The sequence below is a fragment of the Neptuniibacter sp. 1_MG-2023 genome (assembly GCF_030547185.1).
Classification (GTDB): Bacteria; Pseudomonadota; Gammaproteobacteria; order Pseudomonadales; family Balneatricaceae; genus Neptuniibacter.
Genome location: NZ_JAUOQR010000015.1, coordinates 19,159 through 37,670, shown reverse-complemented (window position 1 = coordinate 37,670; position 18,512 = coordinate 19,159). Strand labels below are relative to the sequence as shown.

Annotated in this window: 15 protein-coding genes; 11 read left to right on the top strand and 4 right to left on the bottom strand. The window is 44.3% G+C overall.

The window, feature by feature from the left end:
- The first annotated feature begins 1 nt into the window (after window position 1).
- The 8 genes from Q4492_RS14230 (at window position 2) to Q4492_RS14195 (ending at window position 10,288) form a co-directional block, all read left to right on the top strand.
- Window positions 2-172 (top strand): hypothetical protein, encoded by a 171-nt coding sequence (locus Q4492_RS14230; RefSeq protein WP_156473713.1) that lies wholly within the window; start codon window positions 2-4, stop codon window positions 170-172.
- Window positions 165-3,098, top strand: coding sequence for an ATP-binding protein (locus Q4492_RS14225; RefSeq protein WP_303419268.1), 2,934 nt, complete (start codon window positions 165-167; stop codon window positions 3,096-3,098). The genes Q4492_RS14230 and Q4492_RS14225 overlap by 8 nt, the downstream gene beginning before the upstream one ends.
- A 22-nt stretch (window positions 3,099-3,120) precedes the next feature.
- Window positions 3,121-4,509 carry a sigma-54 dependent transcriptional regulator gene (locus Q4492_RS14220; RefSeq protein ID WP_303419265.1) on the top strand — a complete coding sequence of 463 codons (1,389 nt, stop codon included), beginning with the start codon at window positions 3,121-3,123 and terminating at the stop codon, window positions 4,507-4,509.
- A 624-nt stretch (window positions 4,510-5,133) separates the two neighbouring features.
- Window positions 5,134-6,555, top strand: a complete 1,422-nt coding sequence (gene pcnB, locus Q4492_RS14215; protein ID WP_303419262.1) for a polynucleotide adenylyltransferase PcnB — start codon at window positions 5,134-5,136, stop codon at window positions 6,553-6,555.
- Entirely contained in the window at window positions 6,545-7,030 is a 486-nt protein-coding gene (gene folK / locus Q4492_RS14210; RefSeq protein WP_303419260.1) for a 2-amino-4-hydroxy-6-hydroxymethyldihydropteridine diphosphokinase, read from the top strand. The genes pcnB and folK overlap by 11 nt, the downstream gene beginning before the upstream one ends.
- Before the next feature lie 40 nt (window positions 7,031-7,070).
- On the top strand, window positions 7,071-7,865 hold the full coding sequence (gene panB / locus Q4492_RS14205) for a 3-methyl-2-oxobutanoate hydroxymethyltransferase (protein WP_067868117.1): 795 nt from the start codon (window positions 7,071-7,073) through the stop codon (window positions 7,863-7,865).
- Window positions 7,866-7,867: 2 nt separating this feature from the next.
- Window positions 7,868-8,716 carry a pantoate--beta-alanine ligase gene (gene panC, locus Q4492_RS14200; protein ID WP_303419257.1) on the top strand — a complete coding sequence of 283 codons (849 nt, stop codon included), beginning with the start codon at window positions 7,868-7,870 and terminating at the stop codon, window positions 8,714-8,716.
- Between the two features lie 390 nt (window positions 8,717-9,106).
- A complete protein-coding gene (locus Q4492_RS14195) occupies window positions 9,107-10,288 on the top strand; it encodes an acetyl-CoA C-acetyltransferase (RefSeq protein WP_303419254.1) in 1,182 nt (393 codons plus the stop codon).
- Between the two features lie 94 nt (window positions 10,289-10,382).
- Here Q4492_RS14195 and Q4492_RS14190 read toward each other — a convergent pair whose 3' ends face one another.
- Complete coding sequence (locus Q4492_RS14190; protein ID WP_303419251.1) at window positions 10,383-11,219, bottom strand: 6-carboxytetrahydropterin synthase; 837 nt, start codon at window positions 11,217-11,219, stop codon at window positions 10,383-10,385.
- Window positions 11,220-11,363: 144 nt separating this feature from the next.
- Here Q4492_RS14190 and rsuA point away from each other — a divergent pair, with 144 nt between their 5' ends.
- Together rsuA and Q4492_RS14180 are read left to right on the top strand one after the other, a co-directional pair.
- Window positions 11,364-12,059 (top strand): 16S rRNA pseudouridine(516) synthase RsuA, encoded by a 696-nt coding sequence (gene rsuA, locus Q4492_RS14185; RefSeq protein ID WP_303419249.1) that lies wholly within the window; start codon window positions 11,364-11,366, stop codon window positions 12,057-12,059.
- Window positions 12,056-13,096, top strand: a complete 1,041-nt coding sequence (locus tag Q4492_RS14180; RefSeq protein ID WP_303419246.1) for a methyltransferase — start codon at window positions 12,056-12,058, stop codon at window positions 13,094-13,096. Before rsuA ends, Q4492_RS14180 begins: the two co-directional genes overlap by 4 nt.
- 37 nt (window positions 13,097-13,133) lie before the next feature.
- On the opposite strand, the gene Q4492_RS14175 is transcribed toward Q4492_RS14180, so the two are convergent.
- A complete protein-coding gene (locus tag Q4492_RS14175; RefSeq protein ID WP_303419243.1) occupies window positions 13,134-14,012 on the bottom strand; it encodes a DMT family transporter in 879 nt (292 codons plus the stop codon).
- 143 nt (window positions 14,013-14,155) lie between these two features.
- Here Q4492_RS14175 and Q4492_RS14170 point away from each other — a divergent pair, with 143 nt between their 5' ends.
- Window positions 14,156-15,556: a PLP-dependent aminotransferase family protein gene (locus tag Q4492_RS14170; protein ID WP_303419240.1), complete on the top strand. Its 1,401-nt coding sequence runs from the start codon at window positions 14,156-14,158 to the stop codon at window positions 15,554-15,556.
- 260 nt (window positions 15,557-15,816) lie between these two features.
- Here Q4492_RS14170 and pnp read toward each other — a convergent pair whose 3' ends face one another.
- The gene (pnp, locus tag Q4492_RS14165; RefSeq protein ID WP_303419237.1) at window positions 15,817-17,922 is read right to left on the bottom strand and encodes a polyribonucleotide nucleotidyltransferase; all 2,106 of its coding nucleotides are present in this window, start codon (window positions 17,920-17,922) and stop codon (window positions 15,817-15,819) included.
- A gap of 195 nt (window positions 17,923-18,117) precedes the next feature.
- Window positions 18,118-18,387, bottom strand: a complete 270-nt coding sequence (rpsO, locus tag Q4492_RS14160; RefSeq protein ID WP_303419234.1) for a 30S ribosomal protein S15 — start codon at window positions 18,385-18,387, stop codon at window positions 18,118-18,120.
- Between the last annotated feature and the right edge of the window lie 125 nt (window positions 18,388-18,512).

Sequence of the window (18,512 nt, the reverse complement as noted above, 5' to 3'; positions counted from 1 at the left end):
TATGTATTTTCATCGCTTACTTATCCTGTTAGTAATTATGCTTTATTTAGTGGTTCCTCTCGTTATTGATAGCTGGCAAAGCATGGATACACCTTGGTTTTTACCTTATATCATTTGGCTGGCGGTTATTGCCATCGCCTTCCTAATTGATAGGAAACGCTCCGATGTTTAGTTTGCCTTCCCTAATATTAATTGGCGTTGCCTACCTATTATTCCTCTTTGGGACCGCTTACCTAACTGAACGAGGAGCTCTACCCAAAAAGATCGTTCGCCATCCTCTAACCCATGTGCTTTCTATTGGTGTTTACGCCAGCGTCTGGACCTTCTACGGGGCATTCAGCCTAGCCAAGGAATCAGGGTATAACTTTTTTGGATCATATTTTGGCCCAGTACTGACATTCCTATTAGCACCTGCTTTGCTTATCCCGATCTTACGCATAACCCGTACTTATCAATTAAGCTCCCTACCCGACCTATTTGCTTTTAGGTTTAGAAGCGGGGCAATAGGCACTTTAACAGCACTCATCTCTGTATTCGCCACACTACCCATGCTATCGATTCAGATACAAGCTGTTTCCGATACGTTGTATATACTGAATGATCAATTTAGCGCGAATCAGATCAGTATAGGATTCTGTTTTATTATCGCGCTATTTTCCATCCTCTTTGGGGCGAGACACGCTTCATTAAGAACCAATCACCACGGTTTGATGGTCGCGATGGCGGTTGAATCCGTCATTAAGCTAAGTGCTTTATTGGTCATAGCAGGCTTCGCCATTTTTGGCATTTTAGGCGGCATAGGAGGCACTGAGAGTTTCATAACAGATCACCCGGAGGTACTAGAACAACTAAAAACCCCCGTTAACAGTGAAGCTTGGCGCACGCTTATATTAGCCTTTTTTACCGCCACGATTGTAATGCCCCATACTTTTCATATGTTGTTTACCGAAAACGCCTCAGATGAAACACTCTACAAAGCCACTTGGGCCATGCCCCTTTTCCTACTTTTACTCGCTTGTTCAGTTCCCCCTATCATTTGGGCCGGACAATCCTTAAACGTCGGAGGTGATCCACAATTTATTATCCTAAATATAGGACTACTATTAGATTCGTCATGGTTAACCGTTCTAGCGTTTATCGGTGGGCTATCAGCAGCCAGCGGTATTATGATCGTTGCTACGGTAGCACTTGCCTCTATGCTACAAAACCATGTGATCTTACCCCTTATACCAAAACCTAAAACACCTCGCTTTTACGCACGTCTACTTTGGCTTAGACGTATTCTAATCATGGCGATGATATTAGGTAGTTATCTGTTCTACCGTTTAATAGGTAACCACTTCGACCTCCATCAAATGGGGATTGTCGCTATAGTTGCCTTTCTACAATTTTTACCGGGGTTACTTGTTACCCTTTTTTGGCAGCACGCTAATCGCTGGGGATTACTATTAGGCTTGCTATCAGGCATGGGAATCTGGCTATTCAGCATGCTTATCCCCGTATTGAGTGCATCACCCGCAGAAACATTACCTTTCAATATTAACGATAGTAATTGGGATCATATTGCGATCCTTTCACTGTTAGTGAATACAGCGGTTATGAGCATTGTTTCGATTTTTACTCATCAATCGACGGAGGAATCCCAAGCCGCTCAAGCTTGTTTAATGAATGCACTCCAAAAAACAAATACAACCAACTTACGAGCCTCTCGTATCAGCGATTTTACGGAGATGCTAGCCTCTAGGCTGGGGCGAAAAGCAGCAGAAAGAGAAGTTCAGCAAGCCTTAGATAGTATGAATATCCACCCTGATAGTATTCGCCCTGTTGATCTACTTCGACTACGGGCCATGCTAGAAAACAACCTTTCTGGACTACTAGGCCCAGTAGAAGCCGCCGCTTTACTCGAACCTATTGACCGTCCGGCTGATCCTATGGGAGTTGGTTTCAAAGCCAGTAATGTGCACTTAATTGAAAATCAATTAGAAGACTATCAATTACAACTAACCGGCCTTGCCGCTGAACTTGACGAAATGCGACGCTACCACCGCCTGACCCTGCAAAAACTACCTATAGGGGTGTGCACTTTAGATACAGAAGGCCAGGTACTGTTTTGGAATCATGAGATGGAGCGTTTAACTCATATACGCAACGAAGAGGTGATCGGCAGCGCCCTAAGCAGTAACAGCAATCCTTGGAGCCAAGTGCTAGAACAGTTCGTCGATGCTCCCATTGCCCACCAGCTAGGGCAAAAACTTATTATTGACGGACACACACACTGGTTTAGCCTGCATAAGTCGATTCTTAAGGAACGTAGAGATATCGGCATGGTTATCCTATTAGAAAATGATACAGATACAAAAAACATGCAGGACAAACTGGCCCACAATGAACGTTTAGCCTCCATTGGTCGCTTTGCGGCAGGGGTTGCCCACGAAATAGGTAATCCAGTGACCGGCATCGCCTGTTTAGCACAAAATCTTAAACTAGAAACAAAAAACCCATATATTTTAGAAACAGGCGACCAAATCGTTGATCAAACCAAACGTATTAGCCGAATAGTGCAATCATTAGTTCGATTTGCTCATGCCGGAAGACCGGAAGCTGATCGTGAACAATTGCCCGTCTCTCTCGCTCAATGCGCAGAAGAAGCAATACATCTCCTATCATTAGATAGCCACGGCAAGCATTTAAAATATATTAATCAGATCCCTAATAATTTAAGAATCATGGGTGATCCACAACAGATGCATCAAGTTTTTGTGAACTTATTACAGAACGCCAGCGATGCCTCAAAAAACCAAGACACTATATGGCTCGAAGCAGAAGAAACAAACGAAATTGTAATTTTGCGTGTAACCGATGAAGGCAGCGGTATAACAGCAGAATCTCAAGACCGGCTATTCGAACCCTTCTTTACAACAAAAGATCCAGGTCAAGGTACCGGCTTAGGACTATCATTAGTCTATAACATAATTGAAGAGCATTATGGTAGTATTGAGATACTAAGCCCGGCCAACAAAAAACAGAAGAAAGGCACTCAAGTGGCAATAACGCTCCCGCGTCTGAGATGGACAGAAGATCCTGACCGCGCGAGATAGTGGGATGTAAGGTAGAGAGCCTATGAGCCGTATTCTGATTGTAGAAGATGAAACAATTATTCGAGCTGCGTTACGCAGATTACTCGAAAAGAACGATTTTAATGTTGATGATGCCGCATCAGTTGATGAAGCAACCAGTCGTTTCAAACTAGACGATTTCAATCTAATCATCAGCGACCTTCGCTTGCCAGGCGCTCCCGGTACAGACCTTATCTCTTTAGCTAAATCCGTTCCTGTACTCATTATGACCAGCTATGCCAGCCTTCGCTCAGCAGTTGATGCTATGAAACTCGGCGCGGTAGATTACATTGCAAAGCCATTTGATCATGATGAAATGCTACTCTCTGTAAGAAAAATAATTGAAAACAATACAACTAACGGAACTCAAGCCCCTCGAGTAGAGAGCGATAATGGCTCTACAGATCAAACTCAGATTTTTGGTTCTTGCTCATCTATGCAAGAACTTGCAAAACGTATTACAAAGGTGGCTCGCACCAATGCAACGGTCCTTATTCAAGGCGAATCGGGTACAGGTAAAGAGCTAGCCGCTCGCTCCATTCATGAGCAAAGCACACGTGCTCATATACCAATGATATCGGTTAACTGTGCCGCTATACCTGAAAGCTTAATAGAATCAGAACTATTTGGTCATGAAAAAGGGGCCTTTACCGGTGCAAATACAGGTCGCAGCGGGCTTTTAGAAGCGGCTGATGGTGGCACATTATTCCTCGATGAGATTGGCGAACTACCCCTCGAAGCTCAAGCAAGGCTCCTGCGCTTTTTACAAGAGGGTGAAATTCGCCGCGTCGGCTCAGTCCACTCAAAGAAAGTGGATGTGCGACTTATAGCAGCAACTCATCGAAATTTAAAAGAGCTCGCCAAGCAAAATAATTTCCGTGAAGATCTCTATTACCGACTTTATGTAATGGAGTTACGTATCCCACCGCTAAGGGAACGCGGTTCAGATATCCTTGAAATTGCAGATAAAATGCTAGCCAATGCTTGCCAACGAATGAATACAGCTGAGTCTCATTTTTCCCATGAGGCAAGACAAGCTATGCGCACCTATCGTTGGCCAGGTAATGTTCGAGAACTAGAAAATGCAATTGAACGCGCAGTAATTCTTGCAGAAGGCACTGTAATCACTTTAGAAGACTTAGGTCTCGACATACCTAAAACCTCCTTGGATGAACTAGAAACCCAGTTTGCCGCAAGAACCCCCGAACCCGATCTTTCTTTAAGCACTGAAGAACAAGCCAACTTATCTTTAGATGATTACTTTCAACGTTTTGTTATAGAAAACCAAGATAAATTGAGTGAAACAGAGCTAGCGAAAAAACTAGGGGTTAGTCGAAAGTGCTTATGGGAACGCCGCCAAAAATTAGGTATTCCTCGCAAAGCACGAAAATAAACAAATACATTATAATTCAATTAGATAAAGGTATGACACCTCACCCGCAACGGTAACAAAGCAGGTGTTACCTTACTACCCACGCAGCACAACTTAGCGTAACAACTAGTAACAAAATAAGTACCAAAGTAGGTAGCCCAATAACAACAAAATAATAACACCATGTTTTAAAAGGACTTTTAAAAACTGGCACATGTCATGCACTCTATTAGTTCGAAAACAAAAAGAAGCACGCTTTAAAATCTAGACCACCAATAAAAATAAAAACTGGAATTAGAATTTAAAAGCACCCGCCTCGAATAAAAATAATAATGAGGTTTAGTAAAGCTGATCGTAGCGAAGTTGTAACGATCTAGAAGGCTCTTAGAAAAAATAACAACAAGCTAAGAAACATATATAGCAGTTGTTACCTGAGATGCGGTCAGCTATTCCATCCCCCTCTTTCCGAATAATAATTGAAACCAGCTAGCACTCCCATTATACCCTCTATCAATGGTATGATTGCGCACCCGATTTTTTATAAGGGAACGGCTAAAAGGATCATTACCACTTAAAATCCTTCTAAGACACCTAGCCTACAAACCCTCATACTAGATATTAAATTTGTATTAAATAGGCACTAAATTGCTTAAAACCATTAGCAAAGCGCTGGGTAAAGTATTCCGCGGCAACCCACAAACAAAAAATGATGATGGCTCAATGCCGACTTCTGCAATAATAACCGAAGCTAAAAAGCACCGGATAACAGAAGAAGAGCATAAAATTCCCCGTCGACTTTTAGATGACAACGCTCTTAAAGTAGCCTATCGCCTGCAAGATGCAGGCTATGACGGTTTACTAGTCGGGGGCTGTATTCGTGATTTATTACTGAATAAAAAACCTAAAGACTTCGACGTTACAACTAACGCTCACCCAGAAGAAGCGGCTGAGCTATTCCGCCGCGGTCGCCTGATTGGCCGTCGTTTTAAACTTGTTCATGTCCGTTTTGGCCGTGACTTAATAGAAGTTGCAACCTTTAGAGCGAGCCATGATAGCCAGCCAGAAGATGGCTCCGGTGAACAGTGCGATAGCGGAATGATCCTGCGTGATAATGTTTATGGCACTATAGAAGATGATGCCCTACGCAGAGACTTTACAGTTAATGCTTTATATTACTGTCCGAAAGACCATTGCGTATACGATTTCACCAACGGCTTCGAAGACTTACAAAAAGGTGTGCTGCGCATGATCGGCGATCCAGAAGATCGCTATAAAGAAGACCCTGTCCGCATGCTAAGGGCCGCTCGTTTTGCCGCTAAACTTGATTTCACGATTGAGCCAGCATCTGAAAGCCCTATCCGACCTTTAGCGCCCATGCTAAAGCGTATAGCTCCCGCTCGTTTATTTGATGAAACATTAAAATTATTTCAGTCTGGGCACGCACTCAAATCCTACCAGCAACTTCGACGCCTTGAGCTATTTGAACCTCTTTTCTCTCAAGTCCAAGACTTACTGAACGATCCTCAATTAGATGTTCCTATGGAAAGGCTTATTGAGAATGCATTAAAAAATACAGACCGACGCTTAGCACAAAGAAAAAGTGTAACCCCTGCTTTTCTATTCGCAGCTATCCTCTGGTATCCCACACAGAAACGTATGCAAAAGCTAATGCGTGAGAAAAAAATGCCTCCACTGCCCGCTTTGCATGAAGCAGCGAATCAGGTCATTGCGGAACAGGTGCGTTCTACAGCCATTCCTCGCCGTTTTTCGACGCCAATCCGAGAGATCTGGGAGATGCAGTTGCGCTTGCCTCGCCGTCAAGGTCATCGCGCTCATCGTCTAATGGAAATGCCAAGATTCAGAGCCGCCTACGACCTACTACTCCTACGAGAAAGCAGTGGCGAACAACTTGATGGGTTAAGCCAGTGGTGGACTGATTTCCAAAATGTGAATAGCGAAGCACAAGACGAAATGCTAAATGGCTTAGATAAAATAGATAAGCCTCGCCGTACACGCCGAAAAAAAACATATAAACCAAAAAAAGAACGCTCAGGCAATGAAAGTTAAGTTCCGTTGTTTTATTGGTTTAGGTAGTAATTTAGACGACCCAATACAGCAAGTATCAAGTGCGTTAAACGAGCTAGCATTACTAGACAAGTGCGAACTAATTAACGCATCGTCTTTATACGCCTCAGCACCCGTCGGCCCACAAGACCAGCCAGACTTTATTAATGCAGTAGCAGAGATAGAAACAGAGCTCTCCCCTGAAGCTTTACTAGATCAGCTACAGCTTTTAGAACAGAAGCACCAACGCATCAGGGAGAGGCATTGGGGCCCAAGAACACTCGATCTTGATATCTTGCTCTACGGTCATCAGATCATAGAAACCGAGCGCCTTAGTATTCCCCATCCCTATATGTATGAACGTAGCTTTGTTCTATACCCCTTAGCGGAAATTAATCCGCACCTTTCTATGCCAAAAGGCTTACCTTTATCTGAACTATTAACAGCATGTCCTATGGGCAGCCTGCTAAAGATATAGGTATAATCGCGCCAACGCGTAATATTAGGAAGCTAATTCCATGAGCAAAATAACTCTGCACACGTTGTCATCAATGAAAAAGGCCGGCGAGAAGTTCGCAGTTCTAACTGCCTACGATGCTTGTTTCTCTCACCTGATCAGTTCTGCTGGTACCGAAGTCATTCTGGTAGGCGACTCTTTAGGTATGGTACTTCAGGGAAACGACAGCACGCTCCCTGTGACCGTTGAAGAGATGGCTTATCACACCCAGTCGGTTGCCCGAGGCAATCAGGGTAGTTTAATCATGGCTGACCTCCCGTTTATGAGCTATTCAACACCTGAACAGGCGATGGACAGTTCCGCGGCACTTATGCAAGCCGGTGCAAACATGGTGAAGCTAGAAGGTGGCGCATGGCTTTCTGATACAGTATCTATGCTGGCAGAACGTGGTATTCCCGTCTGCGCTCATTTAGGCCTAACACCACAAACCGTAAACAAGCTCGGCGGCTATCGCGTTCAAGGGCGCGATACAGAAAGCGCCAAGCAGATGCTGAATGATGCCGTCTTATTACAAGATGCAGGCGCAAGCATTATCTTATTAGAGTGCGTACCTTCACTTTTAGCAGAAGAGATCACTTTAGCGCTCGATATTCCTGTTATTGGTATCGGTGCTGGGTCAGATACCGATGCACAGGTATTGGTTATGCACGATATGCTAGGCCTCACACCCGGCCGAAGCCCTAAGTTTGTTAAAAACTTTATGCAAAATGCCGACAGTATTGAAGCTGCTATATCCCTCTATATTAAAGAGGTTAAAGATGGCACTTTCCCCGCACAGGAACACGGATTCGAATAAGCATGCAAACTATACACTCGATTGCCGAATTACGAGCTGCTCTCAAACAGGAGCGTTTGCAAGGTCGGCGCATAGGTTTTGTTCCTACTATGGGCAACCTACATGAAGGTCATCTACAACTAATAGACCAAGCAAAGTCCACTAGCGATATTGTTGTCTCCTCTATTTTCGTTAATCCGCTACAATTTGGCGCAGGTGAAGATTTAGACAGCTATCCTAGGACACTTAAGCAGGATCAGGAAAAGCTATCCTCCCGAGGTTGTGATTACCTATTTGCACCTACAGATGCAGAGGTCTATCCCCACGGTCGAGAAGCCCAGACCCAAGTTGAAGTACCTGTTATCTCAGACATGTACTGTGGCATAACACGCCCCGGACATTTCCGTGGAGTCGCTACGGTTGTTTGTAAGCTTTTCGGCATGGTACAGCCTGATGTTGCTATCTTTGGCGAAAAAGATTTTCAGCAATTGATGGTCATTCGTCGAATGACCGAAGATCTCAGTCTGCCTGTTGAGATCCAAGGCGCCCCCATTGCTCGTGATGATAAGGGACTCGCTTTAAGTTCCCGTAACGGCTATCTAACACCATCAGAACTTGAGATTGCCCCTCTACTTAACCAAACACTGCAAACAGCTAAGACAGCGATTGTGAGTGGCAATAAAGCCTTTAACGAAATCGAAGAGCAAGCTCAAGCTACTCTAGAAGCTGCTGGTTTTAAAAGAGATTATTATAAGATCTGCCGCCGAAGTGATTTACAACCAGCAACCGACACAGATCATCAAATTGTTATTTTAGCTGCAGCTTATATAGGGGCAGCTCGTCTTATTGATAACCTTCAAATCGATCTATAAATCACATCCCGAGCGAGGAAACCTCGCTCGGAACCCGCTGAATTAGCTTAGTTTTCATATTTCTTAACTCTATCCTTCCCGCTTTTATTTTGCAGCGCAAAATATCTAATCATCAACGTAAGTCTTATAAGCCCCCTACTTTCGTGGCTTGACAAGCAGGGCTCTGGTCGCGCAGACTGCAAGAACGATGAGTTCCTGCAATGCAATAAAAACTATATGAATAGTATTGCTGCATAGAAAAACGGTTTTTAAACCAGTCATGCAAGATGGAATGACATATAAAGGTTTTTGTATAAATGCCGCTTTTCACCTGAAACAATCAAGTCATCTATATGGCTTATGATCATCGTGAATGAATTTTGTACATAGCTAAGCTAAGAGGCATTTCGAATGCGTGACGTTGTAATTGTTGCTGCGGGCCGTACCGCAGTTGGTACTTTTGGTGGTTCACTTTCTAAAATCGCTGCATCTGATCTAGGTGCAACTGTAATCAAAGGTTTACTTGAGAAAATAAGCTTAGACCCAAATCAAGTAGATGAAGTTATTCTAGGCCAGGTTCTAACGGCAGGCTGCGGTCAAAATCCAGCACGCCAGGCAACCCTAAATGCAGGATTGTCAAATGAGGTATCAGCACTTACGATCAACAAAGTATGTGGTTCTGGTCTAAAAGCCATTCAGATGGCAACACAAGCCATTCGTTGCGGTGATGCAGAACTTATCATTGCGGGTGGTCAGGAAAACATGAGTGTAGCCCCTCATGTCCTACCGAATTCCCGTAATGGTGCTCGCATGGGCGACTGGAAAATGATCGACTCCATGATTAAGGATGGCCTATGGGATGCTTTCAACGATTACCATATGGGTATCACAACTGAAAACATCGTAGATAAATATGGCTTTACTCGCGAAGAGCAAGACGCCTTCGCATCAGCATCTCAAAACAAAGCAGAAGCTGCAGTAACAGCTGGTCGTTTTAAGGATGAAATCATCCCTGTAACGATTCCACAACGTAAAGGCGACCCTATCGTATTTGATACGGATGAACAGCCACGTTTTGGCTGCACACCCGAAGCACTGGCTAAACTACGCCCTGCTTTCAAAAAAGATGGCACAGTAACAGCGGGTAACTCCTCAACAATTAATGATGGTGCTGCGGCTGTGATCGTATGTTCAGCGGAGAAAGCGGCTGAATTAGGTCTTCCTGTTCTTGCGACTGTCAAAGCCTATGCCTCTGCAGGTGTTGATCCCGCAATCATGGGCACAGGCCCAATCTGCGCGACTCAGAAAGCCCTTGCTAAAGCAGGCTGGAGCGTTGACGACCTTGACCTAATTGAAGCAAACGAAGCCTTTGCTGCTCAAGCCATGTCTGTAAATAAAGACCTAGGCTGGGATACTGACAAGGTCAACGTTAACGGCGGCGCAATCGCTATGGGTCACCCTATTGGTGCCTCAGGTTGTCGTATATTCGTAAGCCTTCTACATGAGATGGCTCGACGCGATGCTAAGAAAGGCCTAGCGACACTCTGTATTGGTGGCGGTATGGGTACAGCATTAGCCGTTGAACGTAGCTAATAGCGATAAGAGGGGTTAATTAACGCCCCTCCCTTACATAAAAAAACCGCAGTTTTCTGCGGTTTTTTCTTTAATTCACACTGACAGGCAATAACTACGCCTCTGCGATTGCTCCCTTACCAACCCCTTCATACGCTTTAACCATGACCCGGTCATTGGGGTAACTTAACTTGATTTGCTTAGCCAAATGGGAGGCAATCAATTCCACCGTAGAATCCGTATCGATTATGTAACAAACCCGAGCAGGCAAACTAATTTCAAACCGGCCCTGTGGGGCTTGGTAAGCATAGTTATGCTCATCTTCACTCTGGGATGTTACATGGGACTCTGAGCCTATGTATATATCCTTAAACCGCTCCGCCCACTCCGCTTCTAAAGATCTATCCCGCTGTCCATTGATGAACAACTCAATTTTAGAACGATGGCCATGAGCAATGCGCTGACAATTACCATCATGCTTCTGCAAGCCATGACTGTAATGATAAAAAGCCCCATCAATTTTTTCCGGTACAAAGCGAATGGTTAAACCCTTAACTTCGCCGGGAAACAACTCAAGCAATTTTCCCTGACACCAATCAGCCAGTGTAGCTTCGTTAATCTCAGCCATATCCACTAAACAGATAGCCGCTTCAGGCGAGCGACAAGAAAAGCGTTCGCCATTAGGATAAGCCCACTCAACCGCGGTATAACCGGCATCAACCCTATACGCCAACTCTGGCAACCCCGTTGGCACAACCAACGCATGATCAATCCAAAGATCGAACCACTTTTTAACTTCTTTTTTAACAATACCAAAATCACAAATCATCCCTTGATCATTCAAACTGCCATCAAGCTCCAGCTGAACAAGCCACGACTCTCCCAATAACCCTCTTTGAGGGTGCAAATAGGAAAAATCCACATTGGTAAGGTTATCTACAAACAATTTCACAAGCAGGCTCCACGGTTAAGGCGCGTATATTAGCCTAAAATGCGCAGGTAAAAAACGCCGCAGGCTGTAGGGGATAAGCTCCTTCAGATATAATAGCTGCTTTATTCCATTCTTCACTCACCGAGTTACTAAAAAAGTACTTACATGCGCCTAGATAAATACCTTTCTCAGTCTTCTGGTTTTTCTCGTAAAGAGGTTCGCCGCTTTCTTAAAACAGGCGAAGTCACACTCAATGGCGAAGAGGTATCCAATCCAGCCTTACATATAGATGAGATTGAAGATGAGGTATACCTCAGTGGCTATCCACTAGAAGCACCAGGGGAAAAATACCTGATGTTGAATAAACCTATAGGCTGCGTCTGCTCCAATGACGACGGTACACACCCTAGCGTTTTAAGTTTTATCGATCTACCAAGAGCGAATGAACTTACAATATGTGGCCGACTAGATGTAGATACCACGGGACTTGTGCTTATTACAACCGATGGCCAATGGGCACATAGAATCACCTCACCAAAACATAAAACCGGCAAGCTCTATCAAGTCATCACTGCTGACCCTATCCCTGAGGATGCGATAGAAAAGTTTGCGAAAGGGCTGACTCTTATCAATGACAAAGTTCGCACTAAACCAGCAGAATTAACCATTGTTAGTAGCCACGAAGCCGAAGTCATTTTAACTGAGGGGCGCTATCATCAAGTTAAGCGCATGTTTGCTGCTATTGGTAACAAAGTAGAAGAGTTACATAGAGCTAAAATAGGCCAAATTGAACTTGATGAAGAACTAGAGCTTGGCGAATATCGCTTTTTAACTGACGAAGAGATCAACAGCATCCGATGAGTGATTCAGCGTTTCCTCTACTCGCTCCTTATATTAAGAGCGCAAAAACAAAAAGTCTGTGGCTAGCGGATGAAAATTTACTTGCCGCCAACCTTCAGCCTAACGATGCTGTCACCTGCATTACTAATCGCTTAGACCTTCAAGCTCAATTACAGCGACAAGGATGGACAACATTTTTCTCCGACTATGATCTCTCCATTATTGAGGATAATAGCTTAGAGCGTGTCATTTATAGAGTATCTAAAGAGAAACTAGTTGCCCACCACCTGATTAATGAAGCCTATCGCTGCCTAAAAGTTGGTGGCGAACTAATTCTTGCCGGTAATAAAAACGAAGGCATAAAAACCTATTTCACAAAAGCTAAAAAGCTTTTTGGTATGGGTGAAAACAGTAAAAAAGACAAAGACACATGGCTCGCCCAACTCATAAAAACCAACGAACACAGCGACGACATCCTAGATGATAAAAACTATCACCAACTGCGCACAGGTTGTACCGATGATAGATTTGAGTACCAGAGCAAACCGGGGATCTTTGGCTGGGATAAAATAGATAAAGGCAGCGCTTACCTAATAGAACATTTAGATAGCTTTTTGATGACCCTACCTGAACCTCCTAAAAGTGCGCTAGATCTCGGCTGCGGTTATGGTTACTTATCCCTCAACCTGACACACTTAGACATCCCCGTAACGGCCACAGACAACAACGCTGCAGCTATTATTGCTTGTGAACGTAACTTTGCCCGCTACCCCATCAATGCGAAGGTTATCGCCGCTAACTGTGCACAAGGCATTAGTGAAAAGTTTGATCTAATTGTCTGCAATCCGCCCTTCCACGCAGGCTTTGCCGTGGATGGCGACTTGACCGATCGCTTTCTTAAAGCTGCCCATGATCACCTCAATGAACAAGGTATTGCTTGTTTTGTTACAAATATGCATATCCCATTAGAACGCAAAGCCCTCAAATACTTCCATCAAGCTGAATGTATTATGTCTAATGGTAACTTCAAGCTGATCCGTCTAACTCACAAGATGTAAGCGATCCACAGGCTAGCAAACACTAGCCTGTTTTAATCTATACCCTACGCTTAACCGTCAGATAGACACCCGCTACAGTAACGCCTATACCGCATAGCGCATAAATATTCAGTGTTTCATCAAAAAGAAGCCAAGCTTCCAGTGCAGTCAATGGCGGCACTAAATAAAAGTAACTAACAACCTTACTCGCTTCCCCCTCACGGATCATGACAAGAAACAGTAAAATAGCTGTCACAGATAAAGCTAACACCATCCATAAAACAGCACCTAATAAGGGCCAACTCCAAATCACCTCACCCGAATCAAACTGCCAAGCCAGCAATGCCATCACAATAGCTGTCACTAAATATTGATAGAAAGCGCCAACCATCAAGTCTACACCGCCGCCAAAACGTTTCTGATAGAGCGTACCAATAGAGATCGCCAACAAAGCAACAATCGCCGCGGTCCATGCATCCCAACCGGCAGCATCAGAATTTTGAGCGCCGTTCTGACTCACCACGAGCAATACACCCAAAAAGCCAAGCACCAAACCTAACCACTGAGCTTTATGTAAGCGCTCACTTATCCACAACCAACCGATTAACGCAGTCAATAGAGGCTGAACCCCCATAATTAATGAAGTAATACCCGCCGGTAGCGCCCAATCAATAGCAACAAAAACACCACCTAAATAACAGGCATGTACCAACAACCCAACCACCATCTGGTGACCCGCTTGCTTAGGAGAACACCATTGAGGCTTGCGCCAAAACATAAGAGCAGCAAAGACGATCAAGGTGAGAAACATACGCAAAAATAAAACACTAAACGGTTCCATATAAGGCACAGCATACTTAGCACCGATAAAACCTGTGCTCCAAATACCGACAAAAGCCCAAGGTACTAATGTTAATTTTTGCTGCCGACTCAGCATTAGGTTAATCCCCACATATCTATTACAAAAAAGCACACTGTAGAGGCTAGAGTCCAAGCAGAAAAGGGACACAAAACATCGACCTTTTAGGGTACAGAGAAGCAATATATGAATTTATCAATAAATTAAAGTAAGCTGTACCCATGAAAAAATATGAACACTTAGTGCAGAAACTTCAATTACGTATAGAACAAGGTGATCTTCCACCAGGCTCCCGCCTACCCTCAATAAGAGCACTCAGCCAGCAATATCAATTAAGTAAAAACACCATCATTCGAGCACTAACTGAGCTGGAAAACCTAAAACAACTCCAAGTAAAAGATAGACAGGGCTTTTTTGTTTCGGCACAACTAAAAAACAGCCCTCCCCTGAAACCAAGAAAAGTCACTATGGGTGCAACCGCCTTTAGTGTATTAGGCTCAGCCAACCAACCTGGAAACCTAGCTCTTGGTTCTGCTTATCCTGATTCACGCTGGCCAACAGTTGGCTGGTATTATCAACAACTTGCTAAAACCGCTCGTCGATGGGCACTAGAGAGCAGCCGACGCAGAAGTCATTACAGCACGCCACCCGGTGACCCAAGACTCCGAAAAGCCCTAGCTGACCACCTTAATTCCACTTCTATCGCCTGCAATAGTGAAGATATTGTCATCACCCAAGGGGGGCAGGAAGCGGTCTCACTCTGCCTACGTGCTGTTGCCGAAGCAGGGGATACCATTGCCGTCGAGTCTCCTTGCTACTACGGGACACTACAATGCATAGAGGCATTAGGCTTAAAAGTGATCGAGCTTCCCTCCGACCCAATACAAGGCACTAACCTAGATGCTTTAGAAAGTGCACTAGAACGCTGGCCGATTAAAGCCGTGCTCACTAATCCAAGCTTCAATAACCCACTCGGTTTCAACTTAGATTTATCGACCCGCAAACGGCTTATAGATCTAGCTAATCGCTGGGATATAGCCTTAATTGAAGATGATGTTTTTGCAGAACTCAGCTATAACCAGCAACGCCCAACCCCATTAAAAGCTTTAGATACGGAGCAAAGAGTGCTCCACTGCGGCTCTTTTTCAAAAACCATCGATGTAGACATACGACTCGGCTGGGTGCTTCCTGGACGCTATTATGACAAAATCAATTACTATAAATTTGTCACAAATATCGCGTGTCCGGCCATTACACAGCAAGCTGTTAGCGAACTACTCATTGGCCGTCGTTACCGTCGCCACCTAGCGCAAGTGAGCCGAATCTATAGTGAACGTGTTGATATGCTAACAGAAGATGTAAGGCGCTTTTGGCCCAAAGAAACCATGTTTATAAAACCGCAAGGGGGTATTTTACAGTGGTTTAATCTACCTGAGCGAGTCGCCAGTGATCAGTTATTTCAACAAGCGTTAACCGCAGGAATCGGTATATCCCCAGGCAATCTTTTTTGTGCAGATAACCGCTTCAATCACCATATCCGACTCTGCTATGCCCATTACACGCAAAGTAATGAACAGATCACAGCAATCGCAACATTAGGCGAAATGATGGATAGATTTTAAGCGTTTTCCACCGCTGATAAAAATATAACCAATTCTCGGCACCCCTCACTATTAGTGGCTCCCAGCGATCAGCACTCAGACTACTAACGAAGTTATCCACAGATTTATGGGATAAGTTATCAACCCCTAAAACCTATGATCAACAAACCCACTTTTACTTATCCTCTGTTTGTAAAAAAAAAGCACAAAAAAACCGCCATTGTTACCAAGGGCGGTTTTTTAATCCATCTTAGCCGAAGCTAAGTGTTATGCAGCAATGCTTAGCTTACTTCATTGTCAGCAATTAGATCTTTCATAGATAGTTTAATACGGCCGCGCTGGTCTACGTCCAGAACTTTAACCTTAACCATCTGATCCATCTGGATGTAATCAGTTACTTTCTCAACACGTTTGTTATCGATCTGAGAAATATGAACTAGACCATCTTTGCCTGGTAAGATATTAACGAAAGCACCGAAGTCTTCGATACGAACAACTTTACCTTCGTAAACTTTGCCGATCTCAGCTTCTGCAGTGATCTCTAGGATCTTATCAGTAGCGGCTTTTGCTGCTGCTTTATCAGCTGCATAAACACGGACCGTACCATCATCTTCGATATCAATAGATGCGCCAGTCTCTTCAGTCAGTGCACGGATAGTTGCACCACCTTTACCGATAACATCACGGATCTTCTCAGGGTTGATCTTAAGCTGAGTCAACGCTGGTGCATTATCTGGAAGCTCTGGACGAGCGTAACCGATAACTTTAGCCATCTCTTTAAGGATATGAACACGTGCTTCATATGCCTGTTCAAGCGCTATATCCATGATCTCTTCAGTGATACCTGTAATTTTGATATCCATCTGAAGTGCAGTAATACCGGTTTCAGTACCTGCCACTTTAAAGTCCATGTCACCTAAGTGATCTTCATCACCTAGAATATCAGTTAGGACAGCAAAGCCGTTCTCTTCTTTAACAAGACCCATTGCGATACCCGCAACTGGTGCCTTAAGAGGAACACCCGCATCCATCATAGATAGAGATGCACCACATACCGATGCCATAGAGCTTGAACCGTTTGATTCAGTGATCTCAGATACGATACGGATTGTGTATGGGAACTCTTCTTGTGTTGGTAGAACCGCAGCAACACCACGACGGGCTAGACGACCATGACCGATTTCACGACGACCAGCACCCATCATACGACCACATTCACCTACAGAGTATGGAGGGAAATTGTAGTGCAACATGAACGGGTCTTTACGCTCGCCTTCGATTGCATCGATGATCTGCTGATCACGTGCAGTACCTAAAGTACATGTAACAATAGACTGCGTTTCGCCACGTGTGAACAATGAAGAACCATGAGTACCTTGTAGTACATCGATCTGTACATCAATAGCACGAACAGTTTTATTATCACGACCATCAATACGTGGCTCGCCACTTACGATGCGCGCACGTACGATCTCTTTTTCAAGTGAGCTAACAATGCTAGACACATCGCTTGCAGAAGGCTGACCTTCTTCTTCACCACAAAGCGCTTCAACCGCTTTAGCGCGAAGTTCAGCTAATGCGTTTTGACGCTGCATTTTGTCTGCAACTTGGTACGCAGCTGCAATACCTTCAGCCACTTCAGCACGTACTTTAGCAACAAGCTCTTCGTCTTTTTCTTTCGGCGTCCATACCCAAGCTTCTTTACCTGCTTCAGCAGATAGCTCGTTAATCGCCGTAACAACCGCTTGCATCTCTTGATGAGCAAAAAGAACAGCACCTAGCATCTCATCTTCTGAAAGCTCTTGTGCTTGGGACTCAACCATCAATACTGCGTCAGCCGTACCCGCAACTACCATGTCTAGTTCAGACGTAGCAAGCTGCTCATAGCTTGGGTTAAGAATATAACCATCTTGCTCAGTGAAGCCTACACGTGCAGCACCGATTGGACCTTGGAATGGAATACCAGAGATCGCAAGTGCAGCGGATGTACCGATCATTGCAGCGATATCAGGATCATTCTTTTTATCTGCAGACATAACCGTACAAACAACCTGTACTTCGTTCATGTAGCCTTTCGGGAACAATGGACGAATTGGACGGTCGATTAGACGTGATGTCAAAGTCTCTTTCTCAGATGGGCGCGCTTCACGCTTAAAGAAGCCACCCGGAATACGACCAACAGAGTAGTATTTCTCTTGGTAGTGAACAGATAGAGGGAAGAAACCTTGACCTGGTTTTTCTTCTTTAGCACCAACAACCGTACAAAGTACTTCGTTACCGCCCATTTTGACCAGAACAGCACCTGTCGCCTGGCGCGCAACGCGACCAGTTTCGATAGTTACTTCCTGACCACCAAACTGAAATGTTTTAGTAGTTACTTGAAACACAATAATTTCCTTAAAATTGGATGAGGTCGCAGCGAGTTAACATCCATACCTAAGTAGTGCCAGTACTTCAATAAACTCTTTATATAAAAACCAAAAGTGTATTGAAGTACAGGCGGGATGAAATTGTTAACTACTTTACTGCCTCAGATAAAATCAGGGCCATACAATGTATGGCCCTGAGAAACTTACACTAACTTAGCGACGTAGACCAAGACGCTTGATCAACTCTAGGTAACGATCTGCATCTTTACCTTTCAAGTAATCCAGCAATTTACGACGCTGGTTTACCATGCGGATTAGACCGCGACGAGAGTGATGGTCATGCTTGTTCACTTTGAAGTGACCCTGTAAGCCTTCGATGTTAGCAGTTAGCAAAGCTACCTGAACTTCTGGGGAACCAGTATCGCCTTCAGCGCGAGCGAAATCTGCAACGATTGCCGCTTTATTTTCAGCAGTTAATGCCATTTTCATTCTCCTAAAAAAATATGCACACGGCTGTTATTTAGCCGCTGGATTTGAAAGAAACGATGCACCGAGCATATTTTCAGTACAACGCCACATTATTTAGGCCTCTTTAGACACCTAAAAAA

Coding starts and splice junctions, on each gene's coding strand:
- Q4492_RS14230 (WP_156473713.1), top strand. CDS start 2: ATGTATTTTCATCGCTTACTTATCCTGTTAGTAATTATGCTTTATTTA.
- panB (WP_067868117.1), top strand. CDS start 7,071: ATGAGCAAAATAACTCTGCACACGTTGTCATCAATGAAAAAGGCCGGC.
- rsuA (WP_303419249.1), top strand. CDS start 11,364: ATGCGCCTAGATAAATACCTTTCTCAGTCTTCTGGTTTTTCTCGTAAA.
- Q4492_RS14180 (WP_303419246.1), top strand. CDS start 12,056: ATGAGTGATTCAGCGTTTCCTCTACTCGCTCCTTATATTAAGAGCGCA.
- Q4492_RS14225 (WP_303419268.1), top strand. CDS start 165: ATGTTTAGTTTGCCTTCCCTAATATTAATTGGCGTTGCCTACCTATTA.
- folK (WP_303419260.1), top strand. CDS start 6,545: ATGAAAGTTAAGTTCCGTTGTTTTATTGGTTTAGGTAGTAATTTAGAC.
- Q4492_RS14170 (WP_303419240.1), top strand. CDS start 14,156: ATGAAAAAATATGAACACTTAGTGCAGAAACTTCAATTACGTATAGAA.
- Q4492_RS14175 (WP_303419243.1), bottom strand. CDS start 14,012: ATGCTGAGTCGGCAGCAAAAATTAACATTAGTACCTTGGGCTTTTGTC.
- Q4492_RS14195 (WP_303419254.1), top strand. CDS start 9,107: ATGCGTGACGTTGTAATTGTTGCTGCGGGCCGTACCGCAGTTGGTACT.
- rpsO (WP_303419234.1), bottom strand. CDS start 18,387: ATGGCATTAACTGCTGAAAATAAAGCGGCAATCGTTGCAGATTTCGCT.
- Q4492_RS14220 (WP_303419265.1), top strand. CDS start 3,121: ATGAGCCGTATTCTGATTGTAGAAGATGAAACAATTATTCGAGCTGCG.
- panC (WP_303419257.1), top strand. CDS start 7,868: ATGCAAACTATACACTCGATTGCCGAATTACGAGCTGCTCTCAAACAG.